The following is a 20,267-nucleotide window of genomic DNA, read 5'->3' as shown; positions in this document are numbered from 1 at the left end:
CCCCCATGTTTTTTAATCGTAAGAATATTATACCAATTATCCGAATGAATCGCATACGTTGATTTCTTTCTCCCTAAAATAATTCATGTCAGATTTTCTAACATGAATTATAAAGTTTTCTGAATTTTTAGTTGATTTTTCATTTTATTTCGAATATGATATGAAACATAACAAGTTCATGTTATTTTTTCTAACATTACAGGAGGAGAGAGAATGAATACAAGCGATACGGTTTTTATGTTTGTAACGACAGCAATGGTCATGTTGATGACACCAGGATTGGCACTTTTTTATGGGGGTATGGTTCGCAGTAAAAATGTACTCAGTACGACAATGCATAGTTATAGCGCAATGGCTATCGTTTCGATTCAGTGGATCGTAATTGGTTATTCTTTATCATTCGGACCAGATTGGCACGGGCTTATCGGCAATCTCGATTGGTTCGGTTTAAACGGAGTTACCTACGCACCAAATCCAGACTATTCATCCACTATTCCTCACAATTTATTTATGATGTTCCAACTCATGTTCGCTATTTTAACTCCCGCTTTAATTTCAGGTGCATTCGCCGAAAGAATGCGATTTTCAGCTTTCCTTATTTTCATCCTTCTATGGACAACAATTGTTTACAATCCTGTCGCTCATTGGGTATGGGGCGTTGGCGGGTGGCTAAGAGAACTTGGCGCGTTAGACTTCGCTGGTGGTAATGTCGTTCATATTACATCCGGCGTTGCTGGTCTTGTATTAGCTATTTTCCTTGGAAAACGAAAAAATATAAACGGTTCTTCCCCTCATCATTTACCATTTACGATGTTAGGCGCAGGCTTACTATGGTTCGGCTGGTTCGGTTTTAACGTCGGTAGCGCATTATCTTTAAACGACGTAGCTTTAACTGCATTTATTAATACAAATATAGCCGCTGCTGCCTCTGCATTAACTTGGATGCTTTCAGAATGGTTCTTCCAATCAAAACCGACTGCGATGGGAGCTGCCTGTGGTGTAGTTTCCGGTCTAGTCGCTATTACACCAGCTTGCGGGTTCGTTACACCTTTCTCCGCCCTTCTTATCGGAGCAATTGGCGGCGTATTATGCTTCGGAGCAGTCTTTTTCTTAAAAACAAAATTCGGATACGACGATACACTTGATGCATTCGGATGCCACGGTATCGGCGGAACTTGGGGCGGTATTGCAACAGGACTCTTTGCAACTACTACTGTAAATGCTGATGGCGCTAACGGATTATTTTACGGAAACGCAGCTTTACTATTTAAACAACTTGTCGCAATCGGAGCAACATATGCATTCACAATTTTAATGACATACGCCATTATTAAAGCGATCAACTACTTCCTCCCTGTTCGGGTAGATGAGCACGAAGAACATATGGGACTTGATATTTCGATGCACGGTGAGAAGGCTTATGAGTATACTGAGCGAGTGAATTAAAAAAGAGATGCAATCTATTAGTAGTAGATTGCATCTCTTTTTATTATACTGTCGGTGGTATACCCTAGTTGGTATATTCATGAATATATCAACGATTATTCGGATATATCGACGATTTTTTAAATATATCAGCGATTCTTTCATTATATCGACATTTCGACACAGAATATCGATTTACCAACAAATTCCGACATGACGAAAATGAAAAACACCCCGTGTAAAGCTTATTTTACACATAAAAAGACGACCGAAATCCGGTCGTCTTTTTCTATTTATTTCGGAGCGTTTCCAACGTACTGCGTGATATCAACATTTAACGCTTGTGCTAAACGCATACCGTACTCTTGATCTGCACGGAAGAAGTTACACACAGCTAATAATTTCGTGCGTTCATTTACATCTTTTAAGTCATTTGTTAAGTTTGCAATTAAATTGTCTTGCTCTTCTTTAGAGAATGAACGGTAACGCTCACCTGCTTGTTTGAAGTCATTTGGTTTGTCAATTTTTTCACGAGATACATAGCCTTCTACTTTCATAGTTGAATCGCGGTAAGTCGGGTCTTCAACTGGATTTTCAGTATGACGACTAGGTTCATAGTTAATTGTAGATGGGTTTTGATTGATTTGCATCGCACCATCACGTTGTTGATTATGAACAGCTGCGTACGGGCAGTTTACAGGAATTTGTAAGTAGTTCGCACCAAGACGGTAACGCTGTGTATCTGGATAAGAGAATAAACGACCTTGTAATAATTTATCTTCAGATGGTTCAATACCATTTACAGTTGCACTTGGAGAGAACGCCACTTGTTCTACTTCAGCGAAGAAGTTTTTCGGGTTACGATTTAACGTCATCGTCCCTACTTCAATTAACGGGAAGCGATCTTCTGGCCATACTTTCGTTGGGTCTAGTGGATCAAAGTCTAAAGAATCCGTTTCATCTAGTTGCATTACTTGCACGTGTAAATCCCACTTCGGATAATTTCCTTTTTCGATTGCATCGAACAAGTCACGAGTTGCATGGTTGAAGTCTTTTCCTTGTACTTCTTGCACCTCTTTTGCACTTAAGTTCCGTACACTTTGCTGTGGTTTCCAGTGATATTTAATGTAGACGATTTTACCTTCTGCATTAATCCATTTAAATGAATGGACACCGAAACCTTCCATTTCACGATAGCTTGCTGGTGTACCGTAATCAGAAAATACCCACGTCATCATATGTGTAGATTCCGGACTTAACGTCATGAAATCCCAGTAACGATCTGGTGTTTGAACATTTGTATCAGGTGCTGGTTTTAAAGAATGCACCATATCAGGGAATTTAATTGCATCACGAATGAAGAAGACTGGTAAGTGGTTACCTACGATATCATAATTTCCTTCTTCTGTATAAAATTTAACAGCGAACCCACGTGGATCACGAGCTGTTTCCGGAGAACCTTGACCATGAATAACCGTTGAGAAACGAACAAATACAGGCGTTTCAGTTCCTTCATTTTGTAAAAATGCTGCCTTCGTATATTGCTTCATGCTGTTTTTCGTTACGAACACACCGTGAGCACCTGCACCACGTGCATGCACAACACGCTCTGGAATACGTTCACGATCAAAGTGCGCAAGTTTTTCTACTAAATGATAGTCTTCTAATAATACCGGTCCACGGCGACCAGCTGTACGAGAATTTTGGTTGTCTCCAACTGGAGCACCTTGGTTTGTTGTTAAGCGATTATTTGGATTCATCTAGGGGGATCCTCCTCTTTCTTTCATGATAATTATTATTTATTTAAAATTATTATAAACTAATTATTATTCAAAACTAAATTCTTGTCAACTATTTCCTTCATTTTTTTGGAAACAATTTCAGCTAAGCAATCGATAAATACAGATTGTGAATTTGGCATATTCGGTCTAAAATATGCCACGTTTAATTCATCAGTTACCACTTTACATTCGTGATCATTGTCATATAAAACTTCTAAATGCTCTGCTACAAACCCAACCGGACAGTATACGAAAGATTCATAACCATGCTTTTCAAATAAATCTCTCGTTAAATCTTGCACATCCGGACCAATCCATGGGTCAGGCGTATTTCCAGCACTTTGCCACCCCGTTGTATAGTTTCGAATATCGGCAGCCTTCGCAATTAAATCTGCCGTATGCTGCAATTGCTCCACATAAGGGTCCCCTGCTGCAATAATTTTCTCTGGCAAACTATGTGCTGAAAAAATTACGACTGCTTTCTCTTTATCTTCAATCTTTGTAAATGTTTCTTTTAGTTGCTCTGCCCAATACGAAATAAACTTCGGTTCATCGTACCATTGTTCAATCGGTTCAATAACAGGACCACCGATTTCTTTTGAAAGACGAATAGCACGATCATTATACGCTTTAATGCTAAATGTAGAATAGTGCGGTGCTAATACGATACTAATCGCTTGCTCAATTCCATCGCGCTTCATCTCTTCTACTGCATCTTCTATAAATGGAGCAATATGTTTTAAGCCTAAGTAACAAGTAAATTCATACTCTGTAAATATATTATTCATAGAATCTGTTAATTTATGCGTTTGCTCTTTCGTAATTTTTGCAAGTGGTGAAATTCCGCCAATCGCTTTATAGCGCCCGATTAAGTCTTGGAGTGCTTCTTCGGAAGGTTTATGCCCGTGGCGAATATGTGTGTAGTACGCTTCTACATCATCTAATGATTCTGGCGTCCCATACGCCATTACGAGTAAACCTATCTTTTTCTTTGTCATCTATATAACACCTCAATTTTATAAATGAGAATCTTTTTCAAGAACACTTGTTTCCAATTATAACAACTAATAATAAGTACGTCAAAATAATTATTATAAATAAGTATTATTTCTAATATGATTTTTAATTTTATTTGACAATTTATTTAATAGAAAAGCGACTTACTTTTATGCAAGTCGCTTTTCTTCTATTCTTTAATATTTACCCCATACTCTTTAAACCAAACATGAATTTGCGCTAAATGAGCTAAAAGCTGCGGACCAGTCATTAATTGACCGAACCAAGGGGATTGAAATGCACTGCCACCTGACTCAATTAATCCACTCAGCTGTTCTTTATCAAATAGTTCGTGCAAAATTGAGCCTTTATCTGTTAATAAATCTTGTAGCCATACTGTTACCGCTTTTGTATAATGCGGATTATGTGTTTTCGGATACGGGCTCTTCTTTCTATATAAGATGTCATTTGGAAGTAATCCTTCTAACGCTTTACGCAATAGACCTTTTTCGCGGTTTTTATACATTTTCATTTCCCAAGGAATATTCCACGCATATTCGACAAGTCGGTGATCCGCAAATGGAACACGTACTTCTAAGCTTGCCCCCATACTCATACGGTCTTTTCTGTCTAATAATGTTGTCATAAACCATACCATGTTCAAGTAAAATAGTTGTCGTCTCTTTGCTTCAATTGGGTTTTCTCCCTCTAAAACAGGAACTTCTTGAATAGATTCTTCATAACGCTGCTGTACATATTGTTGTAAGTTTAATTTATTTCTCCATTCTTTCTTTAGCAGTTGTTCACGCGCTTCTGTAGAGCGCATCCACGGAAATGCACTCGATTGTAAATCATCTTCTCTATAAAACCACGGATAACCACCAAATATTTCGTCTGCACATTCCCCAGATAAACCGACGACAAAATCTTGTTTAATTTCGCGGCAAAACCATAATAATGAGGAATCGATATCTGCCATACCAGGCAAATCACGAACGAGTACCGCTTCTGTTAAATACTGTGCTAATTGTTCATTTGAAATGACGCAGCGATGATGGTTTGTTTGAAACGTCTCAGTCATCAAATGAATAAATGGCGCATCTGAATTCGGCTGAAACGTATTCGCTTTAAAGTATTTGTCATTATCTTCATAATCAACAGAGTATGTGTGTAATTTCCCTTTTCCTGACCTTGCGTATTCTTTCGCAGCAATTGCTGTAATCGCACTCGAATCTACACCGCCTGATAGAAAAGTACATAGTGGTACATCAGAAACGAGCTGCCTTGTAATCGCATCTTGTAATAAAAAGCGTGTTTTCTCTACTGTTTCTTCAAAGGAGTCTTCATGTTTTTTGCTTTCTACATTCCAATATCTCCATATACATAAACCGTTCTTTGAAAATGTCATCGCATGCCCTGGACGTAATTCTTTTATACCAGCATAAATGCCATGACCAGGTGTTCTAGACGGTCCAAGACCGAATATTTCGGATAACCCTTCTAACGTTACTTCTGCCTTCACATCTGGATGCGCTAATATCGCTTTTAACTCTGAACCAAATAGTAATCGCCCACTATCATATTTATAAAATAGCGGTTTTACACCTAGTCGATCTCGTGCAAGAAATACTTGTTCCTTCTGTTCATCCCATACAGCAAACGCATATATACCGTTTAAATGATCGACACATTCTTCTTTCCATTCCATATACGACGCTAATAGCACCTCTGTATCAGAATGACCTTTGAACGTATATCCTCTCCTTAATAATTCCTTTCGAATATCTTCTGTATTATACAATTCACCGTTATAGCAAATTGCATAATTCGTTTCATCTTTTAAACAAGTCATCGGTTGTTTACCACCCTCAGGATCAACAACGATTAACCGTTTATGCCCAAATGCGACATTGCCTTTAATCCAAACTTTATTATCATCCGGGCCACGCTTTGCTAACGTCTCAGCCATCTTCGTAACGACGTCCCGTTCTCCTTCTAATGAGCGTTTATAATCCACCCATCCTGTAATCCCGCACATACGAATCATCCTTCCATCTTATTTCTTTTCCTAAACGAGCAGTAATCCACACCTTAGAGGTGCGGATCAAAAAAATGAAAAACTTGACGATAACGTACTATCCACATACGGAATAGCATTTTCACTCAGTAAAACGTGTGTTATTGTATGCCCACCTATGTCTAGGTGTGTCTAGTTATAAAGAATGCCCGAACTGTCTATAACAGAAATAACTACTTTTTATAAAGGAGAAATCATATATGATACAACGTAACCATATTTTATATAACCAGCCACGCGCTCATACAGTCGGTAATGTAGAATATATAAACAATGAATGGGTATTCTTTGATGATGAAAATGATGAAGCTTTTTTATTAGAAGATATTGTCGAAGATGGCTTTGAGATTTTATATAACAACAACTGGCTACCAGCTCGTTTCTATGAACAAGATGTACTACAAATCGCCAACGAACAGCACCATTTGCAAAACGGAGAAATGATACGAATTCGAAAAAAATTACTTCTTAGCTATACGGAATGGCTTGAGGAATTACCTGACTCTGTCTTTACATTATTAACCGAATCATTGCAATCCCTTCATTACTCTTTATATGATTGCATGTATTGTCATAATTATTTATCTTTCCTACCGAAAGAGGAAGCATGCGAAGGAGTAAATATTCTTTTATTTGATAACGAAGAGATGATTTGTACATTGCAGCACCATTTTGTTCGTCACGCTACGTCAAATAAAAACATGTTTCGTTTTACGAAAGTAAACGGAGAAGAGTTGCATATCGATGCAACATAAAGTAAAAAAAACCACCTTATCTCCCAAGTCTTTGAGATTATTAGGTGGTTTTATTTTTTATTAGAATACTTGCCAGCCAATCGGTAATTTCAGTCCAAGGTAAAATACTGCTACTAATGCAACAATAAATAGTCCCCAAACTGCCCCTGTTGCTTTGTTCTTGCTCATTTTTACAAGAACCATTTCCATTCCACCGATAACTAAAATACCAGCTACCATTTTTAAACCATACCACATGTGCATGTTACTTGTTGCAGTCTTCATAATACCCATGTACAACATGAAACCTGTCACAATAATGATAATGTACATAAGACGAAGCCCCATATGTACACCTTTACCTTTTCTTCCTGCTGAATAAAGTGAATACGCAACGAAGAATAAAATTAAACCTAACGCCCATGCTGTAATATGCATATGTACCATCGTATCCCCTACCTCCTCTTTTCACACTTTTTCACTCTATATGATAACATGTTCATTTATTTTCAGGAAATGTTTCGCTTTTTTACATTTAAATGATATAATATTTAGAGTATTTACAAACTTCTTGTAATAACAAAAGGGGGAACAATCATGATTCAAACTAAGGATATTATCGAACTTACAGACACATACGGAGCAAATAACTATCACCCACTTCCGATCGTTATCTCTAAAGCAGAAGGCGTTTGGGTAGAAGACCCTGAAGGAAATCGCTATATGGACTTATTAAGTGCATATTCTGCAGTAAACCAAGGTCATCGTCACCCAAAAATTATTAACGCTTTAATTGACCAAGCTAATCGTGTTACGTTAACTTCTCGTGCTTTCCATAGCGATCAATTAGGTCCTTGGTACGAAAAAGTTGCGAAACTAACTAATAAAGAAATGGTACTTCCAATGAATACAGGTGCAGAAGCTGTTGAAACTGCAATTAAAACAGCTCGCCGCTGGGCTTATGATGTGAAGAAAGTAGAAGCAAACCGTGCTGAAATTATCGTTTGTGAAGATAACTTCCACGGACGTACAATGGGTGCTGTTTCTATGTCTTCAAACGAAGAGTACAAGCGTGGATTCGGTCCAATGCTTCCTGGCATCGTTGTAATTCCTTACGGTGATTTAGAAGCGTTAAAAGCTGCTATTACACCAAACACAGCTGCATTCATTTTAGAGCCTATCCAAGGTGAGGCAGGAATTAACATCCCACCAGCTGGTTTCTTAAAAGAAGCTCTTGAAGTATGTAAAAAAGAAAACGTTTTATTCGTAGCAGATGAAATCCAAACTGGCTTAGGCCGTACTGGTAAAGTATTTGCTTGTGATTGGGACAATGTAACTCCTGACATGTACATACTTGGTAAAGCACTTGGCGGCGGCGTATTCCCAATCTCTTGTGTAGCAGCAAACCGCGACATTTTAGGCGTATTCGAGCCAGGTTCTCACGGTTCTACATTCGGTGGTAATCCACTTGCATGTGCTGTTTCTATCGCAGCTCTTGAAGTGTTAGAAGAAGAAAAATTAACAGAGCGTTCTCTTCAATTAGGTGAAAAATTAGTTGGTCAATTAAAAGAAATTGATAACCCAATGATTACTGACATTCGTGGTAAAGGCTTATTCATCGGTATCGAATTAAACGAGCCAGCTCGTCCTTACTGTGAACAATTAAAAGCAGCTGGGCTATTATGTAAAGAAACACACGAAAATGTAATTCGTATCGCACCACCTCTAGTAATCTCTGAAGAAGATTTGGAGTGGGCGTTCCAAAAAATTAAAGCGGTATTATCATAATAATAGAGAGGTTGTCCTACATGTTGGGACAACCTCTTTCTTTTTATATTGATTTATACTAAAATGAAATTGTAATTTTCTGTATTTTCATTTTAGAAAGCAGGTGCGATATGTTATTACGATATGGTAAACATATTAACTATTTAGCTACATCTTTTATTTTAGTTACATTCTTTGGCTTCCTAATTTCCGTAACATTGCTTAGCCACTACTCCACTTCTACTACATTCACACTACTGAAAGCATCATTTTGGACTGCTGTTATTCTTACTATCATTGGTTTTGGACGAGAAAAAAGCGCACTTACGGTTATACTATTTGGTATTTGTACACTTGCATTCGTTGGTCTTTACACTTTTTCGGTTATCGATTACCTCTATCATCCAAGACCATAGAAAAGAGCTATCTTTTCACAAGATAGCTCTTTTTTCATTTCACTACATTTCGCAAAGTACCAATTCCTTCTACTGTAATGACCACTTCATCACCCGCATGCAAAAACTTCGGTGGTGTGAAACCTTTTCCGACACCAGCCGGCGTTCCTGTTGCAATAATATCGCCTGGCTCTAACGTCATTCCTTTACTTATCGTTGAAATGATTTCTTCTATTGAAAAAATCATTTTATTTGTATTTGAAGTTTGTCTTACTTCCCCATTTACTACCGTTTCAATGTGTAACGCATTTGGCGTTTCAACCATTGATTTATGAATTAGATACGGTCCCATCGGACAAAATGTATCGAAACTTTTTCCAAGAAAAAATTGTTTATGCTTCCTTTGAATGTCGCGAGCAGTTATATCATTTATAATGGTATAACCAAAAACATGCTCAAGCGCTTTTTCTTTTTTTATTTGTTTCCCTCGCTTACCAATAATGATAGCTAGTTCTCCTTCATAGTCTAGTTCATTCGTTGCGTGGGGATGACTATTAATTTTTTCATTCATTCCAATAACTGTCGTTGGCGCTTTCGTAAAGATCATTATATTTTCTGGAATTGACTCTACTCCGCCCATTTCTATCGCATGCTCACGATAGTTCTTTCCAACACAAAGAATATTCTTCCTTGGCCTTGGAATTGGTGCTAATATTTTCACCTCAGTTAACGGATAATACGCCGCCCCTTCATTTTCCTTCGCCCAATTTACAATATCACATATTTTTTCAAAGCATGTGGTCCCTCTTTCAATACACTCTAACATTGTAATCGGAATCGTAACCTTTTCCCCTTTTTGTCTTTGCGCTTCTCTTACATGCAATACCTTTTCTTCCTCTTCATCCACAATACCTACAAATACCTTTTCATCTTTTTTCGCCGTTACCAAACGCAATATTTCCACTCTCCATCCTAAAACTCATGACCTTTAATTGTATTCGCATCCGTAAGAAAAAAACCTTCTCATGCACGCTAATTTTTACAATATTCTTCTCATATTCTATTCGTTACTCCTTTATATTTGGCATAAAATGTAGAAATTTTACTTTTTTTAGCGAAGGTGTTTCTTTTTTATGGTTTTTTTGTATAATATGTACTACATATATACTAAAAATTTCATTTAGAGATGGAGCCGATTTCAATGTTTGAGCAAGCGATTGAAAAAAAACGTGAAAAAATGATTTATTTTGCTGAACGCTACGGAATGACTTCTCAAAAAACAGTGGATTGTAGCCAAGAACTGGACAGGCTCTTAAATGTAATTTGGCATGTACATACGGATTTTCACCCTAATCAAACACTCAATACACACACGCAATAACGTGTGTGTTTCTTTTATAAAAAAAAAACACATTTTATTGAAAACGCCCATACAATAGTAGAAAAGAAAATTTTAAAAACGAAAGGTGTTTTGTATGCCAGCTATGGTCGGACATATTCGTATCGTCAATATTGGATCAAGTGGTATTTTTCATATTGGAGATGTATTTGCGATTAGGCCTATTAGTTATTCACGCGCTTTTGCTGGGGCCGGCTCTTTTAATGTTGGAGATAACGTTTCTGTCTACAATTATCAAAGCGCAACGACTGTCAATGATTCAGATGTAATTGATCAAGCGATAATTGGTTCAACTTAGAGGAGGCGATTGCATTGAATTTTTATGTAAACCAAAGCATCATCATTAATAGCATTAAAATTGATAGCATTACAACCTCTTCTGTATTCCAAATTGGTACTGCAGGAAGTATTAAAGCTCTATCTAAATTCTCAAATAGCGGTGGATTTACAGAGCCCCTTCGCCCATTGCAGGCGAAAGGACAAATTATTTCTATCAAACCATCAACTAGTTCTTCTTAAGACATCCTTGTCATAAATATATAGCAGGAATATTTTTACCCTCCCTACTGAAAAGGAGGTTTCACAAAATGAATCAAGATATATATACTTACTTACACCAACTTCAACAAGCTCTTCAAGCACAACAAGCAACCATCCTTAACCTAGAAGATCAAGTTCGCCAACTCCAAGAAGAGCTTAACGAATTAAAAAATCGCCCCTCCTCTTCTGTAGGAAAAGTGGAATACAAATTCGATCAATTAAAAGTAGAAAATTTAAATGGTACTTTAAATATCGGTTTAAATCCGTTTTCAGCAAAAGGACAGCAAATTGAAGATTTCCAAGTGGATACAGAAACATTAAAAGTAAATCCTGAAACAGATACAAACCCAGATTTTTACCAAGGCATCCTTCAAGAAATGCATCGTTACTTAGATGAAGAAGCATATAATCGAATTCTCCATTTTGAACAAGAAGAGAGAACGCCGCTTGATGAAATGTATCGACAAATGATGGTTGATGACATAAAAAAACAGATGGAGCATAGACTTCCTTATTATTTATCACAAACGCAATCCTATGAAGGAATTTCAACAGATCCAGATTATTTACGAGATATTATTATTCAAGCGATGAAACATGATATCGACAAAGCTTTCCTCTCTTTTATTCAACACATACCGGGCAATTTCCGAAAGGAGTAAGTATGTATGAATGTTAACGTTGTAAATCGCGAATTAAAAGTTGGCCAGATTAAAATGAACGGCGTATCGTCGTCCGCACTCTTTTTAATTGGGGATGCAAATTTCCTCATACTATCTTCTATTCTTGATACACCATTTGAAACTGTTACAGAGGGTCCATTTGTACCATTAGTCACAGATGTCCCTCCTACTCCAGGTTAAGGAGACTGAGAAACTATGTTACATCATGTGTCTGTTGTCCAAAATGTTTCTATTATTTCTTTAGGGATTACTGCCGTATTTCAAGTTGGAGATGCAAATCAAATGGAGTTAAAAAGTAGGGCTCTTGCCGTCCACAGGGAAATTCCTTGTTATATAAAGGGAGAAGGTCGTTTCGATGCATTTGAAATCTTTACAGATGAACACATTACAATTCCAAAACGAACAACAGATGTAAAATTAAATATTGTAAATGAATGCCCTTTTATTGAAGTTAATAACGTTGAATTGCGAACACTTTTAAATTCTGCTTGCTTTCAAATTGGAAATGTTGATTATGTTTTTAATAACTCTCGTATTATGCAAATCCGCCAATATATTACGGATGAACCTTCCGCACAATAATTCATATAGTAATTAAAAAGCTTAGTAAAGTAGGTGGGTAGTATGCCTTCTGTTGTTGGAAATCTCGTCGTTCAAAACAGTAATGGTTCGTTCAATTTAGGGGATTTTTATAACGTGTCTCCGAAAGAAAACACGAAAGCTTATAATGGATCTGGAGCTTCCAATGTTGGATTTGTCGTGAACACTTTTAGCGGCGTTAGCGCAACAAATACGTTTGATTCTGATGTGGCCGATCAAGATCAGATCGGAACAGCGTAAAAAAAGTAGGAGATATTCTCCTACTTTTTTCTTTTATCTCATTCAAGATTATCAAAAAACTCCACTGTTTACTGTTTCATTTTATTTAAATGATAATCCGCTCTCCTCCAAAGCCTTTCTAAGCTTTGGCAAAGATGCTGGACCCATACCATGTAGTTTTAAAATCTCTTTTTCACTGTATTTTGAGAGTTCTTCTATAGTGTGAATTCCATGATGTTGTAACGCATTTCGTGCTGGTGATGACAGAAGTGAAAGAAATCCTGTTTTAGGTTTCTTTTCTTTCTCACAATCTGGGCAAGTTGGACAATCGCTACTTTTATAGTATTCATGTCCTTTTTCACACGTTCTTAACGTTTTTTCCATTGCCATTTTCAAGTCCCTCTATTCCTCAACTTTGACAACATGATTGCCATCAAAGAAGTATAAGCATTTCTCTTTCACAGGATGTTGCAAGCTTTTTTCAAGCGCCTTTGCATATAACGAAAGCTGTACTTTATATCGATCTTCTAAAATCGGTTTCGCTTGATCGAATCCGCCTGGGAACTTCCCTTCAATCGTATCCGTTTTAAAGTCGATTAAAGTGATACCATCTTCCTCTTCAATCATGCAGTCGATAACCCCTTGGACAAGTATCGTTTCGTCACTCTTACCTTGCCAATCTTGATACGCCTCTTCTGCTGCAAGCATCATCGTAAATGGTACTTCACGCTCAACACTTTCCGCCGCTAATACCCTCTTACCTAGGTCACTGTCAAAGAATGAAATCACTTTTTCAATTGCTACTTCTTCCGCTTGTTCGAATGTTAATAATTCCTTATTTACCATTCCGGCAATTTGCTCTTGAAGAACTTCAATCGTAATTGGTTTCTTCAAATCTACATGTTGCATAACAGCATGGACTGCTGTCCCACGCTCTGCGTACGTCAATCCTTTTTTCTCCATAAAACGAGGACGCGTTTTAATTGGTGCACGCAGTTTTTTAATAAAGGCATTATCGCTACCTTCTTCTGATTGGTAGTTTCTCTTTATTTCTGTAACAGACTGTTTCGCACGGTGAGATGTTGCTTCCTCATATCCGTACTTCCACATTAATCTGTCGTACACTTCTTCTTTCCGTTCACTTTGTAAGGGAACAGCTTTTTTCTCACGAAGTGCTTCTAACAATTCTTGTTTCTCTTCTTGAACCGGTTCCGGTGCAAGTAACGTTTTGCCGTCAACAACTTCCACTTTCCAGTTCGTGTCATATTCATAAATTTCACCTGGAATGCTTCCTTGTCCTAATTCAAGAAGCATTTCACTGTCACGATGTCTATATAATGAAGGTGCAATCCAGTCTAAATAACAAGACGCTCCGGCACGTATATGGTCTGGTAATAACCATTCACTATGCTCCCTTGCATCGAGCCATTTTTCCATTTCTTTATTGGCATCTTTAACCGTTCCAATTAAAATTAACTTCTCTTTCGCACGCGTTAACGCTACGTATAACACGCGCATTTCTTCCGCGATTAATTCCATTTTCATTTTACGCTTAATTGCTAGTTGCGATAATGTCGTATATTTAATTCGTTTACGAGGATCGATAAATTGTGAACCGAAACCGAAGTCTTTATGCAGTAAGAAACGTTTCATTAAATCTTGTGTATTAAAACGACGACCTAGTCCCGCTACAAATACGACTGGGAACTCAAGTCCTTTACTTTTATGAATCGTCATAATACGAACGACATCTTCTTGTTCACCTAAAGCTCTCGCAGTTCCCATATCATCACCGCGTTCTAAAATACGCTCAATAAAGCGTAAGAAGCGGAATAATCCTCTAAACGATGTTGCTTCATATTGTCTTGCACGGTCATAAAGTACACGCAGGTTTGCTTGCCTTTGCTTTCCGGCTGGTAAACCGCCAACAAAGTCGTAATAACCTGTCTCACCGTACACTTTCCAAATTAAATCAGAAAGTGACTGTTGACGCGCGAATTCACGCCATCCTTGCAGTAAGTTATAGAACCACTCTAATTTATCATGTAGTTCTTGCTCTTCTTCAAGTGGTGCCCCTTTTAAGAATGTGCTCATTACTTCATAAAACGAACCTTTCTTCCCGTGAGCACGAAGCGTCGCAAGTTCCTCATCATTTAACCCAACGATTGGTGAACGAAGTACTGCTGCAAGCGGAATATCTTGCATCGGATTATCGATCACGCGGAAGACGTTCATCATAATATTTACTTCTGTCGCTTCAAAGTAACCAGTCGCAAGATCAGCGTATACTGGAATTCCTTGCAGCTTTAACTCTTCCATAATTTGCGGCGCCCATGGCATGGAGCGAAGTAAAATAACGAAGTCGCGGTATTGTACTTGTCGCATTTCATTCGTTTTGCGATCATAGACGGTATATCCTGAATCAACCATAGCCTTTATTCGCTGCGCCATAAGGCGAGCTTCAAGCTGTGCTTTTTCGACTTCTGCACCTTCTTCTCCGTCTATTACCTCTTCTTCCGTTTGCTGAATGCATAGTAGTTCTGCCGCTACATCTTCACCTTCTGGATAGGTAGCACCTAACTTTAATTCAGCGTCAGCATCGTAATCAATTTCTCCGACTTCTTCACCCATAATTTGTTTGAAAATAAAGTTCGTACCTGCTAACACTTCATGACGACTACGGAAGTTTTTCGCTAAATCGATTTTCATTCCGCCGTCTAATCCTTCTTGCGTAAAGCGTTTATACTTTCCTAGGAACAGGCCTGGTTCTGCTAGTCGGAAACGATAGATCGACTGCTTCACGTCACCTACCATGAACAAGTTCCCTTCACTCTCAGAATCTTTCGTTACGAATTTAATAATGGATTCCTGCACAAAGTTCGTATCTTGATATTCATCAACTAGTACTTCAGCAAATTTATTACGATATTGAAGTGCTACTGCTGATGGCTTCATTTCACCACTTTCACTTTGTTCACTTAAAATTTGTAAGCAGAAATGCTCTAAATCTGTGAAATCGACCATTCCTTTATCCCGCTTCATCGCTTGGAAACGCTCTGTAAATACTTTTACAAGCTGTACGAGTTTTTCTAATACAGGATGCATATCTTGAAAATCTCGTAAGAAACTTTCAGGTCTGCGGCTAAATAACTCTTCTTGTAATTTCTTCACTTCATCTTTCGCTTTATTACGAAGAGAGTCCACTTGTTTTACAACATCCTCGTTGTAATCACTTTTCTTAATACGCTTTAACGTTTGCCACGATACATTTTGCATCGCTTCATACACACTTGTCCACGACTCACAAGCAGCTGATGACAACGTTCCAAGTAAAACTGCATCTGCTTGCAGGGTTTCAACGCGGGGCGCCGGACCGTCAGGAAGCATTGCGAGTTCAGTCGCTTTACGAATATGTGCCTCTGCTGTTTCAAGCTGGAATTTCACATCTTCTAATAAGTAAGAAGCATACACTAAATCTTCAATTGTCTTTCCTTCCACGTCGTATGCTTCTACTAATTTATCGAGCCATTTTTCCGGATTTGGATGCGCTCTTGATTCTGTATGAAGCGCTAAAATCATACGCTGTAAGTCATCATCACTACGGTCACTCGTATAACGATCAACGAGTTCAAAGAAAATACTATTATCTTCAATTCCATACTCTTCTTCTAATATGTCATCTAGCACTTCTTCTTTTAATAATTCGTTTTCTGTTTGATTCGCAATGCGGAAACGAGGATCAACATCAAGCATGTAATAATATCCTCTAATTACTTGTAAACAAAAGGAATGGATCGTTGAAATAGAAGCTTTATTTAATAAGCTAAGCTGCTTTCTTACGTGCTGCGATCCTGGCTCATCAATTAATACCTTTTCTAACGCTTCCCCAATTCTGTTTTTCATCTCTTGCGCCGCTGCATTCGTAAATGTTACAACGAGCAGGCGGTCGACATCGACTGGGTTTTCTTCATTTATAATCTTTTTAATAATACGTTCAACTAATACTGCTGTTTTCCCTGATCCAGCTGCTGCCGCAACTAAAATATCACGTCCGTTCGCTACAACCGCTTTCCACTGGTCATCCGTCCACTGACTACCTTCTGGTTTTTTAGGCCAATTTTCAATCATTCTCCGCCAACCTCCTCTCTAATTTTCTCCATCGCTTCGCTATCTTTCATATCTTTTAGCGTACGGAACTGGTTATCTTCAAGTGATTCATCGAACTGACAAACAGATTTGAAGTTACAGAACGTACACGCCGCTTTATTCCCCTTCTTATAAGGAGCAATATCGATAACGCCTTCTGTAATGTCTTTTCCGATATTTTCAAACGTATGGTGTACATATTTTTGAAGTACGTTAAACTCTTGTTCACTTGCAATACTCGAACGCGCACTAAAGCTACCGTCTTTTTTCAAACCAGCAGAAATAATATCAGAGCTTCCTGTTGAAAGTTTGTTATCCATTAAACGAACAACATCAGCATCTCCTAGTACGAGTCCTTTCATTTTAAATTTCTTTAAAATCTCTTTCTCAATTTCTGCTTCAGATGCGTCACCCTTCATCTCAACGATCGGGTTATGAATATGGAAGTACAGTACACCAGCCGGTGATGCAGTACCTCCCTTTTTCATCCACGTATGTGCATTTGAAGTAACAACATCTAAATACGTTAACATTTGAAGTGCTAATCCGTAATACACTTCTGTTAAGTCTAACGCTTTTGAGCTTGATTTATAGTCAATAATACGTAGGAACGTCCCGTTTTCATCTTCTGCCTTATCAACACGGTCAATACGGCCAACTACTTCCATCTTCACGCCATTTGGTAATGAGAATTCCATCGGCGGAAGCGATCCTGTACCGCCCATACCGAATGGCACTTCTAAATCAACTGGTACGAAACCACTTGACTTCGCATGTTCACGAAGAATGATTGATGTACGGAAAATGATTTGTTGTAGTTTTTGTTTTAAATAGAAATGACGATTTGAACTTAATAAAATTTGTCTTTGTAATAACGGTGCAATCTCTTCTATTACTACAGCCGAAAGATGCTCACACTCTTTTATTGATAAATCCGCCCAAGTACGGTTTTCACGTAATAGCCTGTCTGCAATTCTCTTCAGCGCTGCATGGAATAGTTCCCCGATATCTGGCGCATCCAATTTGAAAATGTCACGCTCTCTTAACGATAAACCGTGCTGCGCGAAATGAGCATATGCGCAACGGTTAAATAGTTCCATACGAGATACGCTTCCTTTTATTTTATCTCCATATAAATCTCTACTTACAACTGTACTTAGCTTTTGCGCACGATTTCGGTAGAATAAACTTGATAATACGCGGCTACTTTTTTGTTTCCATTCATCTGAAGTTACGTAGAAGTTATATACATCCCACCAAAAATCTAAATTCCCTTCAAATCCATATCGCTTCCACGTTTGAAGTTGCTGCATAACATATGACAACGTTACTTCTGGCGTTGCTACGTATGAAATTTGTTCCGAACGTGATAAATCATTTACGTCATTTGTAATAAATGTATCTTTCACATCAGGGAACATTCTTTTTATTTTCTTAATAAAGCTAGACGCAAGTAACGTCTTCCCTTCCTCATCTGCAAGCGGGCATGAAATATATAATTTCTCAGTTGCTCTCGTTACCATTTGGTACATAACGAACTGTTCTTCTAATAAGGTTTGTCTCGTCGTTGGTGCTAATTCGATACCTGCAACACTAAGAACATCTCTTTCCTCATCAGAAAGCATCCCTTCATCCATCGGTGCTGCCGGAATAACTCCTTCATTCACGCCAATGACAAATGTTGCTTTCACATTTGACAATCTAGAACGATCAATATTAGCAATTAACACTTGGTCTAATGACGGCGGAATGTTTGCAAATTGAAGCGCCTCAAGACCTGTCGACATAACGTCTGTGAACATAGAAAGTGACATTTTCTCTTCGCCAAGCATCTCAACGAACGTATCAAGAAGACTCATTACTTCTTCCCATACTTGCTCATGATCTGTCGCAAATAAGAAATCTCCGCTCTCTTCTGCACGAATACGTAATGCTTCTAGTTTTTTCGGAACGTCTAGCTCTTCTAAAAATAAATAAACAGCTTCGCACATTTGCATAACTGTTCCCGCTCGCTTCAGCCTTTTTTGCATACGAATAACAGGCGTTCTTACAACGTCGCGCAGTCGATTTATTCTCTCTTCCATTTCACGTTCACTGTCTGTAATCATCTCGTCTGTATCGTCAAGAGAACGATAGCGGCGATACATCCACGGATCCTCAGAAGTCCATCTCTTCCCTTGTACACCGTACGCTAAACAGTAGTTTTCAAACTCATCCATCTCTTCGCGCATCGTTTCTTTTCTTACGTCTAATGGATATAAAAGCTCTGTTTTCACGCAGCGGAACACTGCATCATAACGCCAATTTCCGCTAATAATCTCGAGTGCAGAACGAATGCATTCTACTAGCGGATGATGTGACATCAGGCGTTTTTCATCGATGAAATGCGGGATATTATAATCTGTAAATAGCGTTCGCATCACATCGTAATAACTTTCTCCGTTACGAAGAAGGACTGCAATATCTCGGTAACGATAGTCTTCATCTGCCACAAGTCTACGAATTTCACGGGCAACACCTTCTACTTCAGCTCGTAAATTCGCTGCTGTACTAATCGTTACACTTGCTTCTCCGTGAAACTTTTCATTTGGACGTGCTTCGTAATGCGTTTCTAAATGCGCTAATGCTTGCGAATGAAAACGCGGTTGTTCCATAAGTGGAATTGTTTTTTCAATTTCTATCTTCTCTTCACGCGCCACTTGCTTTATTTTTTCATACGTTAACGTCGTTTCATAAAATAAATCTAGTTCATTTACTGGCTGTGCTAACGTTTTTTCATCTATCGTTAACGTGATCGTAACTCGCGCACCGCAAATCATAAGCTGTCTTACAATTTCTAGTTCTTGCGGTGAAAATGAATGAAATCCATCTATATAAATTTCAGCCCCATTTACATATTCAGACTGTGGAAGCTTTTCGACTAGCAATTGTAGGTAGTCTTCTGAATCCAAATATTTTCCGATTAAAGCACGTTCAAAATCATCATATAATAGTTGTAAATCATACACTTTATTCGCTAATAGCTTTTGTTCTGCACTGCTACTATGCGCATCTAATTGTTGCCACATTTCATATACGTTAGATGGCGTCACGTTGTAACGTTTAAACTCCGCAATCATACTGCCAAGATGTTCAAAGAAACCGTTTTGCTCCGCTGCTTTTTGGAACACCGATAATCCATCTTTACGAGACTCTACAATTTTACGAAGTAACATATGTACGCCCGCTTCATCAATGTGAAGACGACTCGCTCCACCAACTTCTTGCAGTACCTTCCACGCTAATCGTGAAAAACTAAAAACTTGTGCCCGAATAGAACCTCTTACATCCTCACTACCAATTAACGCCTGCTGCGTTTGGAATGTCATCTGTTCTGGCACAAGATATAATATTGTTTTCCCTCTTGGGCGTTGCTTTAACTCTTCCTGCACTTCGTGTAAACAAAGTGTACTTTTTCCACTTCCCGCTCTACCAATTACAAATCGAAGTGACATGTAACCCCACC

Annotated in this window: 19 protein-coding genes; 11 read left to right on the top strand and 8 right to left on the bottom strand. The window is 38.2% G+C overall.

The window, feature by feature from the left end:
* Nucleotides 1-213 precede the first annotated feature (213 nt).
* Nucleotides 214-1,446 (top strand): ammonium transporter, encoded by a 1,233-nt coding sequence (locus tag JDS82_RS13785; protein ID WP_199713463.1) that lies wholly within the window; start codon nt 214-216, stop codon nt 1,444-1,446.
* A gap of 272 nt (nt 1,447-1,718) precedes the next feature.
* Here JDS82_RS13785 and katB read toward each other — a convergent pair whose 3' ends face one another.
* From katB to asnB, 3 genes are all read right to left on the bottom strand, one after another.
* A complete protein-coding gene (katB, locus tag JDS82_RS13780) occupies nt 1,719-3,185 on the bottom strand; it encodes a catalase KatB (protein ID WP_061672202.1) in 1,467 nt (488 codons plus the stop codon).
* Nucleotides 3,186-3,244: 59 nt separating this feature from the next.
* Nucleotides 3,245-4,204, bottom strand: coding sequence for a ferrochelatase (gene hemH / locus JDS82_RS13775; RefSeq protein WP_199713462.1), 960 nt, complete (start codon nt 4,202-4,204; stop codon nt 3,245-3,247).
* 188 nt (nt 4,205-4,392) lie between these two features.
* Entirely contained in the window at nt 4,393-6,240 is a 1,848-nt protein-coding gene (gene asnB / locus JDS82_RS13770; protein ID WP_199713461.1) for an asparagine synthase (glutamine-hydrolyzing), read from the bottom strand.
* 239 nt (nt 6,241-6,479) lie between these two features.
* On the opposite strand from asnB, the gene JDS82_RS13765 reads away from it, so the two are divergent.
* On the top strand, nt 6,480-7,034 hold the full coding sequence (locus tag JDS82_RS13765; RefSeq protein WP_000616070.1) for a DUF2777 domain-containing protein: 555 nt from the start codon (nt 6,480-6,482) through the stop codon (nt 7,032-7,034).
* A 60-nt stretch (nt 7,035-7,094) separates the two neighbouring features.
* On the opposite strand, the gene JDS82_RS13760 is transcribed toward JDS82_RS13765, so the two are convergent.
* Entirely contained in the window at nt 7,095-7,460 is a 366-nt protein-coding gene (locus JDS82_RS13760; protein WP_000233492.1) for a YisL family protein, read from the bottom strand.
* 150 nt (nt 7,461-7,610) lie between these two features.
* On the opposite strand from JDS82_RS13760, the gene rocD reads away from it, so the two are divergent.
* Nucleotides 7,611-8,801, top strand: coding sequence for an ornithine aminotransferase (gene rocD / locus JDS82_RS13755; protein WP_000616656.1), 1,191 nt, complete (start codon nt 7,611-7,613; stop codon nt 8,799-8,801).
* Between the two features lie 110 nt (nt 8,802-8,911).
* Nucleotides 8,912-9,196 carry a hypothetical protein gene (locus JDS82_RS13750; protein WP_000926860.1) on the top strand — a complete coding sequence of 95 codons (285 nt, stop codon included), beginning with the start codon at nt 8,912-8,914 and terminating at the stop codon, nt 9,194-9,196.
* A 34-nt stretch (nt 9,197-9,230) separates the two neighbouring features.
* Here the strand turns inward: JDS82_RS13750 and JDS82_RS13745 are convergent, their stop codons facing one another.
* Nucleotides 9,231-10,130, bottom strand: a complete 900-nt coding sequence (locus tag JDS82_RS13745) for a fumarylacetoacetate hydrolase family protein (RefSeq protein WP_001241719.1) — start codon at nt 10,128-10,130, stop codon at nt 9,231-9,233.
* 246 nt (nt 10,131-10,376) lie between these two features.
* On the opposite strand from JDS82_RS13745, the gene JDS82_RS13740 reads away from it, so the two are divergent.
* The 7 genes from JDS82_RS13740 to gerPF all read left to right on the top strand — a co-directional run bounded on the left by JDS82_RS13740 (nt 10,377) and on the right by gerPF (nt 12,637).
* Entirely contained in the window at nt 10,377-10,556 is a 180-nt protein-coding gene (locus JDS82_RS13740) for an aspartyl-phosphate phosphatase Spo0E family protein (RefSeq protein WP_000462847.1), read from the top strand.
* Between the two features lie 94 nt (nt 10,557-10,650).
* Complete coding sequence (gerPA, locus tag JDS82_RS13735) at nt 10,651-10,872, top strand: spore germination protein GerPA (protein ID WP_001111187.1); 222 nt, start codon at nt 10,651-10,653, stop codon at nt 10,870-10,872.
* A gap of 14 nt (nt 10,873-10,886) precedes the next feature.
* Nucleotides 10,887-11,093 carry a spore germination protein GerPB gene (gene gerPB / locus JDS82_RS13730; protein ID WP_001012506.1) on the top strand — a complete coding sequence of 69 codons (207 nt, stop codon included), beginning with the start codon at nt 10,887-10,889 and terminating at the stop codon, nt 11,091-11,093.
* A 68-nt stretch (nt 11,094-11,161) separates the two neighbouring features.
* Nucleotides 11,162-11,776, top strand: a complete 615-nt coding sequence (gene gerPC, locus JDS82_RS13725) for a spore germination protein GerPC (RefSeq protein ID WP_001070746.1) — start codon at nt 11,162-11,164, stop codon at nt 11,774-11,776.
* A gap of 6 nt (nt 11,777-11,782) precedes the next feature.
* On the top strand, nt 11,783-11,977 hold the full coding sequence (gene gerPD / locus JDS82_RS13720) for a spore germination protein GerPD (RefSeq protein WP_001102341.1): 195 nt from the start codon (nt 11,783-11,785) through the stop codon (nt 11,975-11,977).
* Nucleotides 11,978-11,992: 15 nt separating this feature from the next.
* On the top strand, nt 11,993-12,379 hold the full coding sequence (locus JDS82_RS13715; protein WP_199713460.1) for a spore germination protein GerPE: 387 nt from the start codon (nt 11,993-11,995) through the stop codon (nt 12,377-12,379).
* Nucleotides 12,380-12,421: 42 nt separating this feature from the next.
* Nucleotides 12,422-12,637 carry a spore germination protein GerPF gene (gerPF, locus tag JDS82_RS13710; protein WP_001141570.1) on the top strand — a complete coding sequence of 72 codons (216 nt, stop codon included), beginning with the start codon at nt 12,422-12,424 and terminating at the stop codon, nt 12,635-12,637.
* Between the two features lie 81 nt (nt 12,638-12,718).
* Here gerPF and JDS82_RS13705 read toward each other — a convergent pair whose 3' ends face one another.
* The 3 genes from JDS82_RS13705 to addB are packed head-to-tail and all read right to left on the bottom strand — an operon-like array spanning nt 12,719 to nt 20,256.
* Complete coding sequence (locus JDS82_RS13705; RefSeq protein WP_001240557.1) at nt 12,719-13,006, bottom strand: RNA polymerase alpha subunit C-terminal domain-containing protein; 288 nt, start codon at nt 13,004-13,006, stop codon at nt 12,719-12,721.
* A 12-nt stretch (nt 13,007-13,018) separates the two neighbouring features.
* Complete coding sequence (gene addA, locus JDS82_RS13700; protein WP_199713459.1) at nt 13,019-16,744, bottom strand: helicase-exonuclease AddAB subunit AddA; 3,726 nt, start codon at nt 16,742-16,744, stop codon at nt 13,019-13,021.
* Nucleotides 16,741-20,256 (bottom strand): helicase-exonuclease AddAB subunit AddB, encoded by a 3,516-nt coding sequence (addB, locus tag JDS82_RS13695; RefSeq protein WP_199713458.1) that lies wholly within the window; start codon nt 20,254-20,256, stop codon nt 16,741-16,743. The genes addA and addB overlap by 4 nt, the downstream gene beginning before the upstream one ends.
* Nucleotides 20,257-20,267: the final 11 nt, after the last annotated feature.

The organism is Bacillus cereus group sp. N14, assembly GCF_016483555.1.
In the GTDB taxonomy this organism is placed as follows: domain Bacteria; phylum Bacillota; class Bacilli; order Bacillales; family Bacillaceae_G; genus Bacillus_A; species Bacillus_A wiedmannii.
This window is presented reverse-complemented; position numbering and strand designations above follow the sequence as displayed.